Source organism: Domibacillus iocasae (genome assembly GCF_001750285.1).
GTDB lineage: Bacteria > Bacillota > Bacilli > Bacillales > Domibacillaceae > Domibacillus > Domibacillus iocasae.
In genome coordinates this window covers 20,272-41,032 of record NZ_MAMP01000002.1, presented here as the reverse complement: position 1 = coordinate 41,032, position 20,761 = coordinate 20,272, and the positions used below count along the sequence as shown (strand labels likewise).

At 43.8% G+C, this 20,761-nt stretch carries 20 protein-coding genes; 13 read left to right on the top strand and 7 right to left on the bottom strand.

The window, feature by feature from the left end; genetic code table 11:
* Positions 1-5 precede the first annotated feature (5 nt).
* The 10 genes from BA724_RS01510 (at position 6) to BA724_RS01470 (ending at position 7,233) form a co-directional block, all read left to right on the top strand.
* The gene (locus BA724_RS01510; protein WP_069936944.1) at positions 6-203 is read left to right on the top strand and encodes a hypothetical protein; all 198 of its coding nucleotides are present in this window, start codon (positions 6-8) and stop codon (positions 201-203) included.
* A 15-nt stretch (positions 204-218) separates the two neighbouring features.
* Positions 219-1,652: a MocR-like pyridoxine biosynthesis transcription factor PdxR gene (gene pdxR, locus BA724_RS01505; RefSeq protein WP_069936943.1), complete on the top strand. Its 1,434-nt coding sequence runs from the start codon at positions 219-221 to the stop codon at positions 1,650-1,652.
* A gap of 132 nt (positions 1,653-1,784) precedes the next feature.
* The gene (locus tag BA724_RS01500) at positions 1,785-2,081 is read left to right on the top strand and encodes a DUF3219 family protein (protein ID WP_069936942.1); all 297 of its coding nucleotides are present in this window, start codon (positions 1,785-1,787) and stop codon (positions 2,079-2,081) included.
* Positions 2,078-2,761 carry a ribose-5-phosphate isomerase RpiA gene (gene rpiA / locus BA724_RS01495; protein ID WP_069936941.1) on the top strand — a complete coding sequence of 228 codons (684 nt, stop codon included), beginning with the start codon at positions 2,078-2,080 and terminating at the stop codon, positions 2,759-2,761. Before BA724_RS01500 ends, rpiA begins: the two co-directional genes overlap by 4 nt.
* Positions 2,762-2,763: 2 nt before the next feature.
* Positions 2,764-3,120, top strand: a complete 357-nt coding sequence (locus BA724_RS01490; protein WP_069936940.1) for a hypothetical protein — start codon at positions 2,764-2,766, stop codon at positions 3,118-3,120.
* A gap of 231 nt (positions 3,121-3,351) precedes the next feature.
* On the top strand, positions 3,352-3,525 hold the full coding sequence (locus BA724_RS18220) for a CoA-transferase (protein WP_141719843.1): 174 nt from the start codon (positions 3,352-3,354) through the stop codon (positions 3,523-3,525).
* A gap of 48 nt (positions 3,526-3,573) precedes the next feature.
* The gene (locus BA724_RS01485) at positions 3,574-4,758 is read left to right on the top strand and encodes an acetyl-CoA C-acetyltransferase (protein ID WP_069936939.1); all 1,185 of its coding nucleotides are present in this window, start codon (positions 3,574-3,576) and stop codon (positions 4,756-4,758) included.
* A 396-nt stretch (positions 4,759-5,154) separates the two neighbouring features.
* Positions 5,155-5,553, top strand: a complete 399-nt coding sequence (locus tag BA724_RS01480) for a DoxX family protein (protein ID WP_069936938.1) — start codon at positions 5,155-5,157, stop codon at positions 5,551-5,553.
* 16 nt (positions 5,554-5,569) lie between these two features.
* Complete coding sequence (locus BA724_RS01475; protein ID WP_069936937.1) at positions 5,570-6,505, top strand: ring-cleaving dioxygenase; 936 nt, start codon at positions 5,570-5,572, stop codon at positions 6,503-6,505.
* A 218-nt stretch (positions 6,506-6,723) separates the two neighbouring features.
* Positions 6,724-7,233, top strand: coding sequence for a flavin reductase family protein (locus tag BA724_RS01470; RefSeq protein WP_069936936.1), 510 nt, complete (start codon positions 6,724-6,726; stop codon positions 7,231-7,233).
* A gap of 140 nt (positions 7,234-7,373) precedes the next feature.
* Here BA724_RS01470 and BA724_RS01465 read toward each other — a convergent pair whose 3' ends face one another.
* From BA724_RS01465 to murB, 4 genes are all read right to left on the bottom strand, one after another.
* The gene (locus tag BA724_RS01465; protein ID WP_069936935.1) at positions 7,374-9,563 is read right to left on the bottom strand and encodes a DUF4129 domain-containing transglutaminase family protein; all 2,190 of its coding nucleotides are present in this window, start codon (positions 9,561-9,563) and stop codon (positions 7,374-7,376) included.
* Positions 9,560-10,762 carry a DUF58 domain-containing protein gene (locus BA724_RS01460; RefSeq protein ID WP_069936934.1) on the bottom strand — a complete coding sequence of 401 codons (1,203 nt, stop codon included), beginning with the start codon at positions 10,760-10,762 and terminating at the stop codon, positions 9,560-9,562. The genes BA724_RS01465 and BA724_RS01460 overlap by 4 nt, the downstream gene beginning before the upstream one ends.
* On the bottom strand, positions 10,755-11,717 hold the full coding sequence (locus BA724_RS01455; protein ID WP_069936933.1) for an AAA family ATPase: 963 nt from the start codon (positions 11,715-11,717) through the stop codon (positions 10,755-10,757). Before BA724_RS01455 ends, BA724_RS01460 begins: the two co-directional genes overlap by 8 nt.
* Before the next feature lie 602 nt (positions 11,718-12,319).
* Entirely contained in the window at positions 12,320-13,192 is an 873-nt protein-coding gene (gene murB / locus BA724_RS01450) for a UDP-N-acetylmuramate dehydrogenase (RefSeq protein WP_083255997.1), read from the bottom strand.
* A 206-nt stretch (positions 13,193-13,398) separates the two neighbouring features.
* Here murB and BA724_RS01445 point away from each other — a divergent pair, with 206 nt between their 5' ends.
* The 3 genes from BA724_RS01445 (at position 13,399) to BA724_RS01435 (ending at position 16,606) form a co-directional block, all read left to right on the top strand.
* Complete coding sequence (locus tag BA724_RS01445; protein WP_083255996.1) at positions 13,399-13,761, top strand: YidH family protein; 363 nt, start codon at positions 13,399-13,401, stop codon at positions 13,759-13,761.
* Positions 13,762-13,865: 104 nt separating this feature from the next.
* Complete coding sequence (locus BA724_RS01440) at positions 13,866-15,275, top strand: MBL fold metallo-hydrolase (protein WP_069936930.1); 1,410 nt, start codon at positions 13,866-13,868, stop codon at positions 15,273-15,275.
* A gap of 311 nt (positions 15,276-15,586) precedes the next feature.
* A complete protein-coding gene (locus BA724_RS01435) occupies positions 15,587-16,606 on the top strand; it encodes a C40 family peptidase (RefSeq protein ID WP_083255995.1) in 1,020 nt (339 codons plus the stop codon).
* 133 nt (positions 16,607-16,739) lie between these two features.
* Here BA724_RS01435 and BA724_RS01430 read toward each other — a convergent pair whose 3' ends face one another.
* The 3 genes from BA724_RS01430 to BA724_RS01420 are packed head-to-tail and all read right to left on the bottom strand — an operon-like array spanning position 16,740 to position 20,685.
* Complete coding sequence (locus BA724_RS01430) at positions 16,740-17,711, bottom strand: carbohydrate kinase family protein (protein WP_069936929.1); 972 nt, start codon at positions 17,709-17,711, stop codon at positions 16,740-16,742.
* 2 nt (positions 17,712-17,713) lie between these two features.
* Positions 17,714-19,186, bottom strand: a complete 1,473-nt coding sequence (locus BA724_RS01425) for a glycoside hydrolase family 32 protein (RefSeq protein WP_069937014.1) — start codon at positions 19,184-19,186, stop codon at positions 17,714-17,716.
* Between the two features lie 59 nt (positions 19,187-19,245).
* Positions 19,246-20,685: a sucrose-specific PTS transporter subunit IIBC gene (locus BA724_RS01420; protein WP_069936928.1), complete on the bottom strand. Its 1,440-nt coding sequence runs from the start codon at positions 20,683-20,685 to the stop codon at positions 19,246-19,248.
* Positions 20,686-20,761: the final 76 nt, after the last annotated feature.

Genomic DNA, 20,761 nt, shown 5'->3' with positions numbered 1-20,761 from the left:
CCTGGATGAATTTTGTAATTGGGCTTGTGGTGCTTATACTGCTCTGCGCGGTGGCTGGTACGCTGTTTGTCATGAAAAGTGAGGATACAAAATACGGAGAGTCGACGAAGCGGAACACGATGAATTTAACCATTATTTATGTTATTACGTTTTTTCTGCTTGCGGTTGGCACAGTGTGGTTTATCGTGGCGGCTACATCGTAAAAGAAGGTGATGAAAATGGAGTGGAAGCCTGATCGGACCGCGAAAAAAGCGGTGTATAAGCAAATTGCAGATTACATTGAAAATGGAATTTCCACCGGTCTGTTTTCGCCGGAAAGCGTGCTGCCGTCGGAACGGCTGCTGGCAAAAGAGCTAGGCGTTAACCGAAGCACAATTGTAGCAGCATACGATGAACTGCAATCGCTCGGAATTGTTGAGCGGAGAAAAGGGAGCGGCACGCGCGTCAGCACCGATATTTGGGGCATTTCACATAAGCGCATACCGAATTGGGGCCGTTACATGGAAGATGGCTCCTTTTTGCCGAATTTGCCGCTTGTGCAGCGTATTCGAAGCGAAAACCAAAATCAGCACGTCATTAATTTATCAAGCGGTGAACTCGCACCCGCTCTTTTACCGCATAAACAGTTTCAATCGATCATGGCGGATATACCGTTTTTGGATCATCTCGGCTATGATCATCCGCATGGAAACGAGGCGCTGCGGGAAACCATTACGAAACATGTGCATCAATATAAAAATATTCATGTGTCAGCGGATTCGATTTTGATTACGTCCGGTGCCCAGCAGGCGCTGCATCTTATTATTCAATGCCTGCTGAAACCGGGTGACACGATCGCTATTGAAGATCCATCGTACTGCTATTCACTGCCGGTCTTTCAGTCTGCCGGCTTAAAGACACTGCTTTTGCCGGTCGATGAGGATGGCGTCAATCCGGATGATGTAATCGAATTCCATAAAAAGCACCGTATTCGCATGCTGTTTTTAAATCCGGACTATCAAAATCCGACTGGAGTGAAAATGAGCCTGGTCCGCAGAAAACGAATGCTTGAAATTTCATCAAATCTTGGGATACCAATTATTGAAGATGACCCATATTCTCTGACGTCATTTAATGGAGAAGTAAGCAGCATGCTTAAATCAATGGACGAAAACGGAAATGTTTTGTACATAAGTTCGCTGTCAAAAATCATCGCTTCAGGACTTCGGATCGGCTGGGTCATCGGTCCGTCCAATGTCATTGAACGACTGGCTGATGCAAAACAGCAGGTGGATTTCGGGCATAGTATTTTCCCGCAATGGGCCGCCAATGAATTTTTAAAATCTGCATCATTTAACAACCATATTCACATGATCCGCAAAGAATTAAAAGAGCGGCGTGATGCGATTGTTGCAAGTTTTGATCGCTTTTTAAAAAAGGACGTTGACTATTTTGTCCCTGAAGGCGGCATTCATGTTTGGTGCCGATTAAAACAGCCTGTCAATGAGCAGCAGCTGCTCGAAGAATCAATGAAGCGCGGCGTTTCATTTGTACCGGGCAGTGTCTTTGGTTCACAAAAAGGATATATCCGGTTCACATTTGGCCGGGAAGAGACGGATGTGATCAATGAAGGCATTGCCAGATTTGCGGCAGCGCTGGCCGCCAGCCGTTGAAGCATAACTTAACCAGAAAGCTGGAGATCTTAAGAGGTCTCCGGTTTATTTTTGCAGGTTAAAATAATTGATGTATGAGAAAATAAAGATATAATTGCTCTAAAACAAATAAAAGAATGGAGCTGAATGAAAATGGTGCAAACCGTTATTCTAAATGATACACCGATCCAGGTAACAGATTACCATGAAGAAACGATCATCCATAAAGAAACAGGCAAATCTGTACCGAAAATTAAGCTTCAATTTAAAGTGACCAATGAAGCGTATCATGATATTACAACGCTTCTTTATGAAATGGATTTTCAGGTGAAGGTACCGGAAAAAAATCTAGACTTTCCCGCGACAATTCATGCATACTCCACGTCTGTGACCAACTTGTATGAAGAAGGGGCAGTAGGTGATTTCAGTCTGGAATTGATTGGGCGATGAAAAACGAGAAGCAGGTCGCCGGGGAAAAAGCAGCAGAGTTTGTTAAAGATGGCATGGTTGTTGGACTTGGGACGGGATCGACTGTACTCTATACGATTAAAAAAATCGGTGAACGAGTCAAAGATGGCCTATCCATTACAGCGGTCGCGACATCGATTCAAACGGAACAGCTGGCGAAGGAATGCGGCATTCCGCTTGTGAATCTGGCCGATATTGATGTCATTGATGTGGCCATCGATGGTGCCGATGAAGTCGATGCTGCATTCAATCTAATCAAAGGTGGGGGAGGGGCTTTGCTCCGGGAGAAAATCATCGCTTCTTCTGCTCAGGAATTTATCATCGTTGCGGACTCTTCTAAAATGGTAAAACAACTCGGTCGGTTCCCTATCCCGGTTGAAGTCGAAATTTTCGGGTATCCATTGACCGGGAAGAAAATACAGTCTATCGGAGGAGTGCCAAAACTGCGGATGAACGAAGGAAAACCATTTGTTACAGATAATGGTAACTATATTTTTGATTGTGATTTTGCGGCGATATCGTCACCTGAGAAGCTGGAACTGAACCTTAATCTAATCCCAGGCATTGTGGAAAATGGGCTGTTTATAGGTTTGGTGGACCTGTTAATCACAGTCGATCAAAAACAGGAAGCGGTTATTCAAAAAAGAAATGAGGATGGATAAAAATGCTTTCAGCGAGCGGAATTAAACCAGTTGTAGAAAAAGATGCGATCGAAACAGCCATCGAACAGGGACAGCACAACAGCACGTACCGGATGACGGTCAGTTTTAAAGACCGGGAGCAGGAACATGTTGGGGACCTGGATATTTATTTTATCGTCAAAGGCTTTAATGAAGGGGACGGAAATGAAGAAATTGACGTTTATTTTAACGTCCCATTTTTCAGCGTACACGGAGCAGACGGTGAGCGGTTTATGGAGGAAGCAGAAGCAATGCAGTTCATTTTCATTAACTTTGCAAGTGAAATTCAAAATGTCGTTGATCAAGTGCTTGATGGGCTTTACGAACAATATGAAAAGTAGAAACCGGACCGCTTTTTACGATGAAAAAGCGGTCTTTTCATTGAGCATCTGCAAATATCCCCCGGGAGAACAATAGCGCTGACATGGAGGCTTCTCTATAAGTATTTTACTTATAGAAAATTAGAATGTAAACTCTTACATAACGAAACGAATAAAGGAGGGGAATGTATTTTGAGTAAAGGAATGATCTTATTTATGGTAACGGTTTCAATCGATTAAGATGAAGAATCGATTGTTGTTGGCGGATTAGAATTATGCGGAATTCTGAAAAAAGCAATAGAAGCATTTCGTGAGCAGGGAATGAAAGGCTTAACGATTTACAGCAACAATTACGGCTTAGATGACTGGGAGCTTGGGCTCCTTTTGGCAAATAAGTACATTGAAAGAGATGAAGTCAAAGAGTAAACAGAGACGGCTTTTACAGTGATGCCGAAACTTTCAGAGGTGAATTAAATGGTAAAGACAGTAATTATTGAAGGGGCGCGTACGCCGTTTGGAAAATTCGGCGGTTCTCTTGCATCATTAACGGCTTCACAACTCGGCGGTATTGCGATGAAAGAAGCACTGAAGAGGGCAGATGTTAAATCAGAAGAGCTGGATGAAGTCCTGTTCGGCAATGTACTGCAGGCGGGTCAGGGACAAATTCCTTCACGCCAGGCAGCACGCGAGGCCGGTATTCCCTGGGAAATAAAAACTGAAACGATAAATAAAGTGTGTGCGTCCGGTCTTCGCAGCGTAACAATGGCTGATCAGATTATCCGCGCCGGTGATGAAGAAATAATCTTGGCCGGCGGCATGGAATCGATGTCGAACGTGCCGTATGCAGTGTTTAAAGCACGATGGGGCGCGCGGATGGGTGACGTACCGATGGTTGATTTAATGATTCATGACGGCTTATCGTGCAGTTTTACCGGTGTGCACATGGGCAACTATGGAAATACCACAGCGAAAGAATTAGAATTGTCCCGCGAGGCGCAGGATGATTGGGCAGTCCGCAGCCATGAACGTGCCATTGCAGCGATTGAAAACGGCACACTAGCGGAAGAGATCGTGCCTGTGGAAGTACCACAGCGAAAAGGAAGTCCAATCATTATTGATACAGATGAAGCACCACGTAAAGACACAACAAAAGACATGCTCACGAAACTCCTTCCAGCATTCGGGAAAGACGGCACCATTACAGCGGGTAACGCACCCGGAATCAATGATGGTGCCGCAGCTCTTGTATTGATGAGCGATGAAAGAGCTGGAAAAGAAGGAAAGGCTGTTCTTGCCACAGTCATTGGACATGCTGAAATCGCAGTCGAAGCAGAGAAATTCCCGCAAACACCGGGTCTCGTTATTAATGAAATCTTAAAGAAAACAGGCAAATCATTGGGCGACATTGATTTATTTGAAATTAACGAAGCATTTGCGGCAGTCGCGCTGGCCAGCAACAAAATTGCCGGCATTGAACCGGAAAAAGTAAACGTCAATGGCGGCGCAGTCGCGCTTGGCCATCCCATTGGTGCGAGCGGTGCGCGCATCATTCTCACACTCGCATATGAACTGCGCCGCCGCGGCGGCGGCATCGGGATTGCCGCGATCTGTTCAGGAAGCGGACAGGGCGATGCGGTAATGATTGAAGTAAAAGGATAAAAAAGCGGCTGGTGAATTGTTCACCAGCCGCTTTTTAATGATCGAATGAATGAAGTTAACAGTCGATTTATTTGTGATGACGATCGAAATAATTTTATTTCAACCGTCACGGTTATCATTTCGACCGTTAATTACTTGGAAGAAGACCGGTTAATTAATGAGAGCAAATTTTAGAAAATAAACAAGTATGACCCGACAATTGAATAAGTTTTGAGTTCAACCTGTTTCTTTATCCTATTTATAAAAAATATAAGGAAACAGGTTGACGACTTTATGAAAAGCTGATATTATTATCTCGAATTCAAGATAAATACCTGGAATAAATTCAAAAAAGTAATCGTCTTTTTTTAATTATATATCTCGAATTCAAGATAAAATCATTAGGAGGAAGAATACATGTTAGATGCAGGTTTGTTACTTATTCGGTTGGTCATTGGTTTAGCGTTTGTCGGTCACGGTGCCCAAAAATTATTTGGATGGTTTGGCGGCTATGGCTTGAAAGGAACAGGCGGCTGGTTTGATTCGATCGGCATGAAGCCCGGCTACACGGTGGCGCTTTTGGCGGGTCTTGCGGAATTTGTAGGTGGCGCGTTATTTGCACTTGGTTTACTGACGCCGCTTGCCGGCATTCTGATTGCAGGAACGATGATTATTGCGATTGTAAAAGTTCACGGACCAAATGGATTTTGGAGCACGCAAAATGGTTATGAGTATAATTTGATCTTGCTGGCAGTGGCATTAGGGGTCGCATTAACTGGTCCTGGCCGTTATGCACTTGATGCACTATTAGGGTAAAAAAGGAGGGAGAAACATGAAGCAAACAGCAGGTATCCATCATATTACGGCGATCGTTGGTGATCCACAGGAAAACGTTGATTTTTACGCAGCGGTTCTCGGCTTGCGTTTAGTAAAAAAAACGGTTAATTTTGATGACCCCGGTACGTATCATCTGTACTTTGGTGACAAAGCGGGGAGTCCGGGAACCATCATCACATTTTTTCCATGGCCTGGCGCACAAAGAGGCATGATCGGGGATGGACAGGTCGGTGTAACAACCTATGTGGTACCGGCTGGTGCGCTTTCTTTCTGGGAAAAGCGGCTTCATTCTTTTTCCATTCCTTTTTCAAAACAAGAACGGTTCGGCGAGCAATATTTGGCGTTTGGCGATCCACATGGGCTCCAGCTTGAAATGGTAGAACGGGAAGAAGGCCGACAAAACAGCTGGGCATTTAACGGTGTGACGCCGGATGTTGCGATTAAAGGTTTTGGCGGCGCGGTTTTATTTTCTGCGCAGCCGGAAAAAACAGCCTGGTTGCTTCAACACGTGATGGGGTTGGAGCGGGTTGCTGAAGAGGGCGGCTTGATCCGGTTCCGTGCTGCAGGGGAGATCGGCAACGTGATTGATGTGAAAACAACATCATCCGGACGTGGTCAAATGGGTGCCGGTACCGTTCACCATATTGCCTGGCGTGCAAAAGACGACGATGATCAGCTCGAATGGCAAAAACTCGTCGCAAACGAAGGCTACGGAGTGACACAGGTTACCGACCGCCAATACTTTAACGCCATTTATTTTCGGGAGCACGGTCATATCTTGTTTGAAATCGCCACAGATACTCCAGGATTTTCTATTGACGAAGCACCGGAGCACATGGGCGAAAGCTTGAAGCTGCCGCCGCAGTACGAAATTCACCGGGAAAAGATTGAAGAACTGTTGATTCCGGTTGAAGTCAGAAAAATAATGTAACAAATGGAGTGTTTGGGGTGGTTCTGCACTGACGGGGGCCGGTGAGGAAAAAAGTTTTATCGGCCCAAACGCAGTACATTCCAGTTTAAAATAAAATATTCCGCCTTAAAACAAAGCTGTCTCTATTTTTTGAGGCGGTTTTTTTTGAATTTAAAAGTGGCAAAAAATAGAAAGGAACGATACGATAAAAGGGATTACTAATCAAAGGGGGAAACAGCATGGCAGACGAACAAAAACAGCAATTGTTTAAAGACGCAATGGGCAACTACCCGACAGGTGTCACAATCGTGACCGCAACCGCCTCAAATAGTGAACCAATTGGATTGACTGTTAATTCATTCGCATCCGTTTCACTCGATCCGCTTTTAATTTTGTGGTCCATTGATCACAAAGTATCAACGATTCAAGAATTTGTGAAAGGCGGAAAATTTGCCGTTCACATTTTAGCAGGAAACCAGCAGGACGTCTGCATGAACTTTGCAAAAAAAGGCGTAGATCGCTTCAGCACGTGTGAATGGTCTTTCTCGCCTGAGCACAATCTGCCAATTATTGAAGGCGCATTTGCGGTTCTTCAATGTAAAATCTTCAAAACGGTTGAGGCAGGGGACCATACGATTTTAATCGGAGAAGTGGACGATATCCAAATCGACACCGATAAAGATCCGATGCTGTATCACCGCCGCCATTTTGCCTCTATTCCAGCGGAGTTTTACAATCAGAAAAAATAAAAGGTTTAGCCGTCCGGAAATGAAGATTCTGGACGGCTTTTTTGTGGAGAAGATCCATACAGGAACGGTATATTCAAATTTGGAATGTTTCATAGCAGATTCGGCAAATTATTTTATCAGCCCAGATGGTACAAAAAGCTTTAACGTGTTTTCTTCATAAGGGATTCCCATTCGTTCCTTGCATTTTCCCATGCTCCTTCAGGAAGACTACCTCTGTATAAATATTGTTCATACCAGCTTGTAAGACGGGTCATTGAGCTGCTGGAGAAAAGTAAGTCAATTTCCTTGGCGTATTCTCTCAATGTTTGCCCAGCTTTCCTTTTTAACCCACAGCGCTCAAGCTGAGTGAGAAGAACGAGGTACGCCTTTGGAAAATGGTGATCCTGTCGATCTCGTTTATAAATGAAAATATAATAGAAAGGCAGCCATTTTCTCCGGGACCGGTAGCCCAAAGCGGCTATGATGAAAGCTGCAGTAAGGATGACAACAATATTTTGCCAGTTTGTTTTTAGGAATAATCCTGCATTCAGCTGCGGCGCTTCCTGAGAAGCATCATTGATTTCTTTTTTCTGTTCCGGCTCTTCTAATACAGGCTGCTCTGGTGTTTCAGCTGGTGTTTCTACAGTTTCTTCCTCCGCAGATGTCTCCGTTATTCCCTCTAATTCAGGTACTTCCTCATTGGTAAACCCTTGTGTAGGCTCAAAAGGGACCCAGCCGATATTTGGAAAATACACTTCCACCCATGAATGGGCATTTTCACTGGTTACCTGATAGATTCTATTTTCGGCTTCAGTTGTTTCCAGGTAAGTTCCTTCTGTGTAGCCTTTTACCCAGCGTGTGGGGATATCAAGCGTTCGCAACAAGACAGCCATGGAAGTGGAAAAGTTGTCACAGTATCCACGTTTTGTATCAAATAAAAATTGGGCGACATAGTCCTCGTCTTCTGACGGAACAGGCACATCCACTTGCTCATAGGTGAAGCCGCTGGAACTGAAATACGTTTCAATCGCTTTTGCTTTATCGAACCATGTTTTATGTCCCCGCGTAATGTCTAACGCAAGTTCCCTGATCTCCGGCGGCACGTTTTCGGGAAGCTGCGTATACGTATTGGCAATGGCCCGAAAAGAGCGGTCGGCTTCCTCAGGTGAACTTGCTTGAAGATCCTCTGCCTGAAAAGAGGGGTGCTCATACTGAACAGAATACGATGCAGGAGCTTCTTGTTCAGAGCCGTTGAGAGCCGTTATTTTATTTGTCACCTGATTCAGCTGATAACGGTAAGAAGAAGTTGCAACAATTCTTTGCAAGCCGTGCGGATATTGAATATGTGCATGGTCTTCTTCATTGTATACGATGCTTGTCCTTTCTTCTGAAGGAACCTTTTCTGTAAAGGAGAAAAGAGAAGAGGGGACATTCCGCCCGAAATTCAGCGGCTGCTCGTTTTGACGGGAAGAAATCCAGCCTTTTCCGGTATATACATCTCTCGTATCCACTTTCCAGTAATGCGGCTCTTCCACTTCGGCTGTAAACGCGACTGTATTGGAAGGCAAAAAAGGGCCGCCGAGTGAGGAATCATCTGACCTGAATCCGCTCTGTTCCGTCTCATCCGGGGCTGTATTCCCAGAGCCGCTCAGTGAATTCATGAAAGGAACGGGATTAGGCCAGACCGGGTCCGCTTTTGGCGCGGCATAAGCGATGGCCGCACTTCCTGCAATCATGACAGCCAGAGAGAACATCCATTTCCGCTTGATTCTGCTCCTTTTTTGAATGTTCTCGGAATCGGCCAGCCGGCGGAACGTCAGTATTCCCATCAAGGAAAAGCCGGTCAGGACCGACCTGATGATGGCTTCCTCTGCTTCATATGGAGAAAAAGCATCTAATACCGTAATAAAAATGAGTGTCGCCAAAAAAAAGAACAAGATATTTTTACGCGCAATCAGCCAATAGTGGATTAAATACGTTGTTATCCAGAGAAGGGCAAAGAACAGTAATGTTCGGAATGAATCTGACATCTCTGCCCACTGGCCTTTCAAAATCGATCCTGCATTTTGAGATAGATCGTTTAAAAACAAGTCGATCGATGTGCCGGCGTTTCCATAGTAAATGGATTGAATCGTAAAAAGAATATAAATCAGCTTTAAAACAGCAGTTGGCGCTAATGGGAAGCCCAAAAAAGCCAGCAGCAGCGATCCAAAAACAAAACCAAGAAAAGAGCTGATAGAGCTCGTGCCCGTTAGCTGTTCTACCGGTCTTAACCATTCCCATAGGAGAAGAAAACTGAAAACATACAAAATAAAAAAATCGATATTCCGCTTCGCGCTCTTTTGATTCATCTGCCGTTCACCTCCGGAAAGGCTTTCTCAAATTGGCCTTCTTGTACAACGCGGACATGGATTTCAGTCGTATCAGCTATTCGTTTATCTGACCCAGCCTCTTGTTTGCCGTTGACAAGAAATATAGTGACGGACTGGCTTCTGCGAGAATAATAGCGGACTCTTTCGACCACTTCATCGGTCAGCTGGGACGTTACAAGCATGAGTGTACTGCCTTGCTGAGCAAGAAAAGTTTCTTTCTCCAACACCCGGGCAAACGAAACAGTGCTTCTATCCTTAATTTTCGCCAGATGATAAAAAAGCCGCTGCTCTTGCATGCCTCCACCGCGCATCGTGAAACTGTGCCTTTCATCACTCACCGTCAGCAAGCCGACTTGTGCCCCTGTCCGTATCATGCCTCTGATGGCAGAAGCGGTAAACGAAACGACCGCTTCAAATTGCGAAGCAGGAATGCAATCCATCACAATCATCAAATCGTGAGACCGGTGCTGCTCAAACTCTTTGGTCATCAGGTCATTTCGTTTGGCGGTCGCTTTCCAGTTAATCAAGGATAAGCGGTCGCCCGGCTGGTAGTTGCGAATCCCAACAGACATAGCCATATCCTGATCTGGATAAACTCGTCTAGTTGTAATGGCCATACCTTGATCAGCCTGTCCGGCAAACGGGCGGTAACTTAATTCTTCATAAGGTGGGTAAACCACTATTTTATTTTCCAGGAGAATCAGCTTTTCTTTTTCAATGAATCCGAATAAATCTCCTGTTTTCATACGAATCCCAGTAAAATGGTGTTCCCCTCTCGGCAGTTGATCAATCTCATATTCGAATTGAAGCGTTTTTTTAAAGCCGGGCAGCAAAAGTATTTTCTGCTGGTGCTTTTCTTTTAGCATGAAAGATTCTTCCTCCTGCTCTTCCAGGATCATGTAAAAAAGCGGAAAGCGGCTCTTTCTGACGATAGTCACTTCAATTCGGACAGGTTCATTAAAAATAAATTCCTGCTTCGATAATATTCTTTCAGCTGTACAAGACAAAGGATAAAAAAATACGCTGAGCGCATAAATGATAAACGGAAGAGAGCTGTAAAATAAAAACCAGCTGACAAATCCTCCTTGAAACATAGCATACGAGAAAGCAAGAACAGTCAATCCGATTAAAAAAATGACTCTGCCAGGTTCTTTCATCTTCAAAAACGTTTTATTCATATTTTGCCACGTGCTTTTGAATGGGTACAGATACCCGGCTGATCACTTGCTCAATCACGTCTTCTATTTGTACTCTTTCAAATCGGGCTTCTGGTCTGAGAATGATTCTATGGGCAAAAACAAACGGGGCAAGATACTGAATATCATCAGGAAGCACATAATCTCTTTCATGAATAAAGGCCAGCGCCTGTGACGCTTTCATCATGGCGATGGAGCCACGGGGACTAACACCTAAAAACACATTTTCATGTGAGCGGGTATGGCTGGAAAGTTCGACGATATATCTTCTCATTGATTCATCAACATACACTTCTTTTATATCGAGCTGCAGCTGCCGAAGTTCTTGAAGGCTGATAACCGGATGCAGGTTATCAATGGGGGAGACTTTTTGCGCCCGTTGTAATACATCTATTTCTTCATCCAGAGTAGGATAGCCCATTTTCATTTTCAACAGGAAACGGTCAAGCTGGGCTTCCGGAAGAGGATAGGTCCCTTCGTATTCAATTGGGTTTTGCGTAGCCATCACAAAAAACGGTTTTTCCAGGTTGTAAGTAACGCCATCAACTGTAATGCTGTTTTCTTCCATTCCTTCGAGCAAGGCGGATTGGGTTTTAGGCGACGTTCGGTTAATTTCATCGGCGAGAATGATATTTCCCATAATAGGGCCCGGATAAAACTGAAAATCCATGTCCCGCGGATTATAAATCGACACGCCCATTACATCAGAAGGAAGCAGGTCTGGTGTAAACTGAATTCTCCGCAGCTCTGCGCTGATCGACTTTGAAAGCGCCCGAACCATCATCGTCTTTCCGACACCCGGCACATCTTCAAGCAGCAAATGTCCATCAGCTAACAGCGCCACCAGGCTTAATTTAGCCACTTCCTGTTTTCCCGCTATCACTTTTTCAATATTGTGAAGGATTTTTTTAATCCCAGGATGTATTCGATTCGTCAATTCTTTTCCTCCTAACTTAGTTAAAATCTATCGATCCGTCTTGTGGCAATGGTTTAGAAAATGATCGAAAATTTAGATTTTTTATTCTAATAATAAGTTTAACTTATTATTCTTATACAAAGTCAAATATTATGTACTGTTCTTTTTTAAAGGAAGAGATTGATAAGCTTTATTGTTTCGTTTATTCATACACACATTCGTAGTTCTGCTTTTTTCAGGCAGAACTCTTTTTTGTTCGGTTAAAAGATGCAGGGTACATTAACAATTTAATGAACTATTGGGCTTGAAAAAGGAAAAATGATTTAAGTAACACATTGAAAAATAGAAGTAACAAATACCAATACTAGCGAAAATAAGAAAAATGAACTGCGGTCAACATAATAAAACTCCTTCTATCGAGAAGTTTAAAAAAGAATCCATAATTAAATTTGTTTCAGCAAGCCGAATTCCATAATTGCACGATCGAAAAAATCATAATCCAGTCGTTAGGCAAATACTCCCGATCTGTTTTTCAATTTTTTGGTTGATGCATTATCGTTTGCGTAATTGTACACCAACCATAGCAAAAAAGCCGCTTCAATCAATAGAAAGCGGCTTTTTGCTTATTCTTCACCAATAATTTTCACTTCTGTTTCTAATTCTACACCGAATTTTTCAAAGACGGTTTGCTGGGCGTGGCGGATCAAATTCAAGTAATCGCTTGAAGAAGCGCCGTCTACATTGACGATAAATCCGGCATGCTTCGTTGAAATTTCCGCGCCGCCAATACGTGTTCCCTGCAGGCCGCTGTCTTGGATCAATTTCCCGGCAAAATAACCGGTCGGACGCTTAAATACGCTGCCGCATGAAGGATATTCAAGCGGTTGTTTGGATTCGCGAAGCGCAGTGAATGTATCCATCGCTTCTTTAATTTCTTCATGGTTCCCCGGCTTCAGGTCAAAAACAGCCTCTAAAATAATATAGTCTTTCTCGGTAAACACACTTTTTCGATAACCGAAGTGGAAATCATCTTCGCCTAGTGTAATCAAGTCGCCGTCATAAGAAAGAACTGTCGCTTTTTTCAAAACAGTAGACGTTTCGCCACCGTAAGCGCCAGCATTCATCACAAGGGCGCCTCCAACAGAACCAGGAATACCACAAGCAAATTCAAGACCGGTTAAGTGATAATCAAGCGCTATCCGGGAAACATCAATAATTTTTGCGCCGCTGCCGGCCGTAATAGAGGTGCCCTCCACATGAATTCGGTCAAAACGCTCAAGCGCAATAACAATTCCCCGTAATCCTTTATCCCGAACGAGGACGTTTGAGCCGTTTCCTAAAATGGTTAATGGAATCTTATGTGCTTTTGCATAGTTAATGACCGTTTGCAGGTCGTCTATATGTTTAGGCTTTATGAACACATCTGCCGTTCCGCCTGTTTTCGTATACGTATGCTTTTCAAGTGGAAACAATGGATGCACGGATTGTTCATCCATTTTCTTCTTTAAGTCGTTTGCAATTTGCAGCGCATCGATAGCTGCTCACCTTCCTTTTCTCAATATCCTTCTTATTATAAAGGATATGAGAGGATTCGTTAAACATCTTTCTATTTTTAGAAAAAATTTTGAGGGTAACGTGTGTAGTATAAGCAGAATGGTTCAATTTTATACCATAATGGGTATAATTTATGAGAGGTGAGAAGATGGAAAAAACAAAAAGCTCAAAATTTATTCAGCAGCATTTGGCAAATGAGAGGACATATCTTGCGTGGGTGCGGACAGCGATTGCAATTATTGGGATCGGATTTCTGGTTATCAATCTTCATTTTAATTTTCTATCGCAGCACTCTGCCAAAGCGGATTTAATGGCCAATATTATTGGCATTACAGCGGTCATATCAGGCCTTTTTGTTATTAGCTTTTCAACGTACAGCTACTTTGCAAAAATCAAAACGATTGATAATGAAGTATTTAAACCGGAAAAAAACAGCGTGCTGCTCCTGACCGGCATCATTGTTGCGACAATGATCATGTTTGGATTATATGTAACCTTTATTTTTTCATGAAAAAAACTAAAGCAAAAGAGTTGTAAACGAAATATACGCATGCTAGTATTGGTATACCTTTATGGGTATATGGAAATGCCAGAAACGAAAGGAGAATAGTATATATGTTATTTCGTTCATTTTTTGATGAAAAATTAGCTCAATATGCATATTTAGTTGGATGCCAGCGTACAGGAGAAGCGATCATTATCGATCCGCCCCGCTATGTTGACCATATTATTGAAGCGGCAAAAAAAGAAGGCATGAAGATTACAGCCGCTGCTGAAACACATATCCACGCCGATTTCGTTTCAGGCGCACACCAATTAGCAGTTAAACACGGTGTGAAGCTGTATTTGTCAGATGAAGGAGATGAAAACTGGAAGTACCAATACACAGACGGTATGAATGCAGAGTTAGTAAAAGACGGTGCAAAATTCAAAATCGGCAATATTGAGTTCGAAGTCATGCATACACCCGGACATACACCAGAGAGTATCTCATTCGTCTTAACGGACGTTGGCGGCGGTGCATCAAAACCGATGGGTATATTCACTGGCGACTTCGTGTTTGTCGGCGACATTGGCCGTCCGGATTTGCTGGAAAAAGCAGCGGGTATTCAAGGAATGGCTGACAGCGGCGCGAAGCAAATGTTCCAATCGGTTCAGCGCTTTAAAAGGCTTCCAGATTATATGATGGTATGGCCGGCGCACGGTGCGGGCAGCGCATGCGGAAAATCAATTGGCGCTGTTCCATCATCAACAGTTGGCTATGAAAAACAATTCAACTGGGCGATGAAAATTGACAATGAAAAAGAGTTTGTCTATGAGTTGTTGAAAGACCAGCCGGAAGCACCAATCTACTTTGCGGAAATGAAGCGTGTGAACAAAGCTGGTCCCGCAATTGTTGACGGCAAAGGACCTGAATGGGCAGACAGCGCAGATGAAGTTGTTGAGTGGGCAAAAGAGGGCAAACATGTCATTCTTGACACACGTCTGGCTTCAGAATTTGAAAAAGGGTTTGTGAAAGGCGCGATCAATATTCCATTCGGCAAAATGCTCACAAGCTGGGCTGGCTGGCTGATCGGGTATGATGAACAAATGATGCTAATTGTTAAAAAAGAAAACGTGAAAGAAGCTTTAATTGCGCTTCAGTCTATCCACCTCGATGATGTTGTCAAATTAGCAACGCCTGAAACGATGGCAAGTGTTGCAAAGGAAACGTATAAAACAGTGGAAGTTGATCAATTTGAACAGCTGAAAGAAGATGCGCAATTGATTGACGTGCGTAACGACAACGAATGGAAGCAAGGTCACATGAAAGAAGCGGATCATAAAATGCTGGGCCGTCTTCGCAAAGAAGGATCAGCGCTTGATCAATCAAAACCGGTGCTTATTCATTGCCAATCAGGTGCGCGTTCAGCGATTGCTGCGAGTGTCATGAAGCACCTCGGATTTGATGATGTAACACACTTAAAAGGTGGATTCAGTGCATGGAGCCGCAAAAATGAAAGTAAAATCATCCACTCATCATAATAGTATGATGTAAAGAAATCGGAATCAAAAAAAAGAAAAATGTTGTTCATTTTCCTGATGAAAAGCTCGTGAAAGATTTTTGGATCAGGAATCAAAATACAATTTAATCCAAAAATCCGAAAATCAGGGGAGGAAGGAGCTGAAAAAGCTCCTTTTTTTATTTTTTTTCTAGAATTTACAGTTTCGATTGTTACGAAATTAATCGAAACTGTAATTTTAACGTAAAACTATGTAATGTTTATTTTTGCTAGAATGAGATTTATAAGGAAGATATAGAGGAAATAAGAATGAGAGAATCGGGGAGGTACGGTGTGAAAAGTTGCAAAAAAGCAGTTTTTTCATTTTTAGCTGTAATATTGTTTTTAAGCATGTCCCCGCTGGCATCTATCAAAACAGAAGCCGCATCAGTCGGTGAATCAGTCGTCGCTTACGGGAAAAAGTTCATAGGTGTACCGTACTTATTTGGAGGCACTACACCAAGTGGGTTCGACTGCTCTGGATTTACTCAATACATATACAAGAATGTTGCAGGCATCTCATTGCCGCGTACGACGGGAGAACAATATAATGTAGGGAAATCTGTTGAGAAAAGTGATCTGCAGATCGGTGACTTAATTTTTTACGCAAATACATATAAAAAAGGCATTTCCCATGTTGGTATATATGCAGGAAACAACCAGGTGTTGAATGCGACCTCAAGCAAAGGAATCACGCTTGTTTCAATGAATGATTCATATTGGGGATCAAAATATGCCGGGGCGAAACGGGTATTGGCGGAAAAGGCATCTGCTGTCACGCCGAATTGGTTTACAGATGTTTCAAAATTCGCTGTTACGTATCAGGCAATTAAAACATTAACAGACAGCAAAGTCATTAATGGATACAATGATTATACATTTCGCCCGGATGAACAAGTAACGCGCGGTCAAGCTGCGGCAATTTTAAATCGGGTTCTAGGTCTTTCATTACAATCATCATCAAAATTTACAGATGTTTCAGCAGAGAATTCATTTGCAGCTGATATAGCGGCTATACAGGAATCAGGCATCATTAATGGATTTGATGATCAAACATTTCGTCCTTATAATGAAATGACCCGTAATGAAATGGCGATTATTATTTATCGTGCATTTCAAAGTGAGCTTCCAACTATAGCAGCGGGTACTATGTATTCAGACGTCAGCTCCAGCCACTGGGCTTACAAGGGGATTATAGCAGTTGCAGCTGTTGATGAAACTGGTTTTTTCCAGAAAGATACGTTCAACGGATCTGAAAATGCGACGCGCGAAGCATTCACAGTCGCCATTTATAATGCAATGAACGCAAACTAATATTCAAAAAGCAGCGCATTAACTGCGCTGCTTTTTTTATTCGGTTTATAGGAAAAGAGTTGTTTAAATAAAGATAGGTGGATTGCTGAAACATGAAAGAAAGGGATTAAATCCACATAACCAATCCCCTGCATTAGCGAGGCTTCAGCATGTTTTCCATTTGCTGCGGTGAAGGAAGCGCTGAGATGGCTCCTTTGCCAGTCGTTGTAAACGCGCCCGCTGCATTGGCGAATCTTACAATTTCTTTACCATTTCGGACTAATACATCTTCCATATTTTCCAGTGTGGTGCCTGCTTCGAGCATCTTAAATAAAAAGCTACCGATAAACGCATCTCCCGCACCGGTTGTATCCTGGACTTGCACAGAAAAGCCGTCTGCTTGAATTTCAGCCCCGTTGACGAACAGTGTTGCGCCAGCCGCGCCGCGTGTATAAACGACAGCTTTTACATCACCGGTAAAAAGAGAATCAATGGCCGCTTTTTCATCTGACAGCCCGGTGATAAACTCCAATTCTTCGTCTGAAATTTTGACAAGATGAGCTTTTGGAATAAACGCTAAAATCGTTTCGCGGCATGCATCCGGGCTATCCCAAAGCGGCAGCCGGACATTTGGGTCGAAGCTCACTAAAGCGCCGCGCTGCTTCGCTGAATTGATCGCTTTGATGTGTGCATGCTTCATCGGGCTTTCAACTAAATCAACTGAGCAGAAATGCAAAATGTCGCCGGACGCAAACAGTGATTCATCCACTTCATCTTCTGTCATCAGCAAGTCGGCACACGGTTTTCGGTAAAAAGAAAAATCACGCTCTCCGTCTTCACGAAGCGAAACGAAAGCGAGAGCCGTGTTTGCTTCGTTTGTACGGATGACATGTTTTGTTTCAACACCGGCTTCGTCCAGCTTTTCCAGTAAGAAGTCGCCAAACGCGTCGGCCCCGAGTTTAGTTATCATCGCCGATTTTCCACCAAGCTTTGACACAGCAGCCGCTACGTTTGCTGGAGCCCCGCCTGGCGCGCGCTCAAATGAAACCACATCCTTGAGGGCCTGTCCTTTTTGCAGTGGAATAAAATCAATTAACACTTCTCCGATTGAATACAACGTTCCCATTTTCATCCCCCAATCGTCCATTTAACCGCCTGGCAAGATGCGCGGCCGCCTTTTGCAAAAAAGCGGATACCTGTGCAGTCTTCGCTCGGAAAAATACGGCTTGTGAATACTTCTAATCCGTCATTTACGAATAGTTCCAATGAAGAAGAATCGACAAATAAATGAAACGTGACGTGTTTTGTATCTAAAAAACAGCTGCGGACTGTTCCGTACTCCGAGTCAGCCAGAGCGCCGGAATATGTTCTGTCCAAACTCAATCTTTGATGGATCGCATCATACGTGATAACGGTTTTTTCTGTTTCATTTACCCGAATTTCAATGCCGCACGAATCGGCATCTTGTATTTCGAACGAGCAAACTAGTTCAAATGCAGTGCCGCTGAAGCTGTCGAATGTCTTTACTTCATCATGCAGCTGGGCAGACGCTTCCATCTTAATGCCGCGCAAGTTTTTCAGCTCGCGCACCGGCCGCTGCATAAGCCGTCCATTTTCAATCGTGATTTCACGAGGAAGCGTTAGGCAATGCGCCCAGCCGTGTTCATCTGTCGGATACGCCATTTCCGGAAGGCCCATCCAGCCGACTAAAATACGGCGTCCATCTGGTGCTTCCATCGTTTGTGGAGCGTAAAAGTCAAATCCACGATCCAATTCATGAAACTCGCTGTGCTGCATTGTTTGTGTTTGAACATCCAAATTCCCCAATACATAACCGGATTGATAAATATTATGATACTGATCGCCGTCTGGCGCAATGCCTTGTGGGGAAAAAACGAAAATACCCTGCCCGTCAACGGTAAAATAATCAGGGCATTCCCACATGTAGCCGAAATGAGGCAAATCGGTTTGGATTTCCCCTTTAAATGTCCAATTTTTCATATCCGGCGAACTGTATAACACGGCGCAGCCGGTTTTATCGATTCGCTGTGCGCCGATAATGGAATAAAACGTGTTGTTTTCTTTCCATACTTTCGGGTCACGGAAATGGTCGGTGTACCCGTCCGGAACGTGATCAATAACAGGTGTTTCCCATTTTTTGATAATGCCTTGTTCGTCCATAACGGCGATGTTTTGCTTCGGGTGGCGTACCCATTGTTCATCACGTGTATTGCCGGTGTACATTAAGTAAAGCTGGCCGTTGTGCTCAATGCCGCTTCCTGAATAAGCACCGTGGCTGTCGATCTCGTCATTTGGACGAATTGCGATGCCGGCATTTTCCCAGTGAACGAGGTCTTTTGATTTTGTGTGATACCAATACTTAATCCCATGGACAGGGCCAAGGGGAAACCACTGATAAAACAAATGGTATTCTCCGTTATAAAAAGAAAAGCCATTCGGGTCATTTAATAAACCTGTTTCTGGCTGTATATGATACGTCTGGCGCCATGGAGAACGATCCACTTGTTTTTTTAACTCTTTCCAATCTTTTTCAGAGATATCTTCAATACGTGTATAACGCTGTTCTGTTGTCCATTGCAATTCGATCACCTCATAAATATAAAAATAAGATGGAGGTGTGCCCCTCCATCATAAGTTTGTTATGCGGCATTTTGTACCGCTTGCTTTTTTTCATCACGCTTTCCGAGCACGATGGTCACCACAAACGCAACCGCAATGGCAATAACCATGCCGATCACATATTGAACAAGGCCTTCATGCTGAATGGAAATAACGCCGGGAAGGCCGGCTGCTCCGAGTGCGATGGCTTTCACTTTAAAGAATGTCACGTAAGCTGTAGCAACAGCAGAGCCGATAATGGCGCCGATAAATGGATAGCGAAGCTTCAAGTTGACGCCGAACATTGCTGGCTCAGTAATGCCGAGCAGGGCAGAGATGCCGGCTGCTGACGCGGTGCCTTTCAGCTTTTTATTTTTGGTTAATAGAAAGACAGCGAGTGTTGCTGCGCCTTGTGCGACATTTGACATTGTCGCAACGACGAAAATAAATGAGCCGCCTGTTTTAGCAATATCTGCAAGCAATTGTGTTTCAACCGCAATAAAGCTGTGATGCATACCTGTAATAACGATTGGTGCATAAAGCAGGCCAAACAGGGCGCCGCCGATAAAGCCAGTCGTATCATAAAGCCAAATCATGCCGTCAGAAAGCAGGTTGCCGGCTGAACGGGTAATCGGTCCAACGAGTGTAAACGTCAAAATACCAGTGATAAAAATCGTTAAAAGAGGTGTCAGCAAGTTATCGAGTGCAGAAGGAATTACTTTGCGCAGCGATAATTCTACTTTTGCCAATATAAACGAAGCAGCTAATACAGGAAGAACCGTTCCCTGATAGCCAATTTTTTCAATTTCAAATCCGAAGATAGACCAAACGGGAATCTCGCCGCTGACAAGCGCGCCGCCATATCCCCAGCCGTTTAGTAAATCAGGATGAACCATAATCATTCCGAGAGCAGCACCGAGATACGCATTTCCGCCAAACCGCTGCGTCGCTGAGAAGCCGATTAAAATAGGCAGGAAGACAAAGGCAGCGTTTGCGAATGTATTAATAAGCGCTGCGAGGTCGGCCATGTTCGGATATGCTTCGACGATTGACTGGCCGTCGATAAACAATCCTTGAGCAGTCAGAAGGTTGTTAATTCCCATTAACAAACCACCGGCGACGATGGCCGGAATGATCGGAACAAAAATGTCTGACAGCATTTTCACAAAACGCTGAAGCGGGTTCATGTTCTTCGCGCCCGCGCTTTTTACATCTGTAGTCGACATGCCGTCCGTACCGGTCATTTTAGAAAATTCCGCAAAGACGTTATTCACTGTTCCAGAACCAAAAATGATTTGATACTGTCCGCCGGTAGAAAATGTACCCTTGACACTGTCCATCGCATCTAATTTTTCCTGGTCAACAAGTGATTCGTCATGCAAAGCGAGACGAAGCCGAGTAGCACAATGTGCAGCAGCAGCAACATTTTCTTTGCCTCCAATAGCTTGGAGCGTTTCGCGGGCGATTTCATTATAATTCATACTGCTTCCTCCTTTATGGATGAAAATTATAAGTTGAGTGGAACCGGTTCTGAAAAAAGCAAATAAAAAAAGCTGA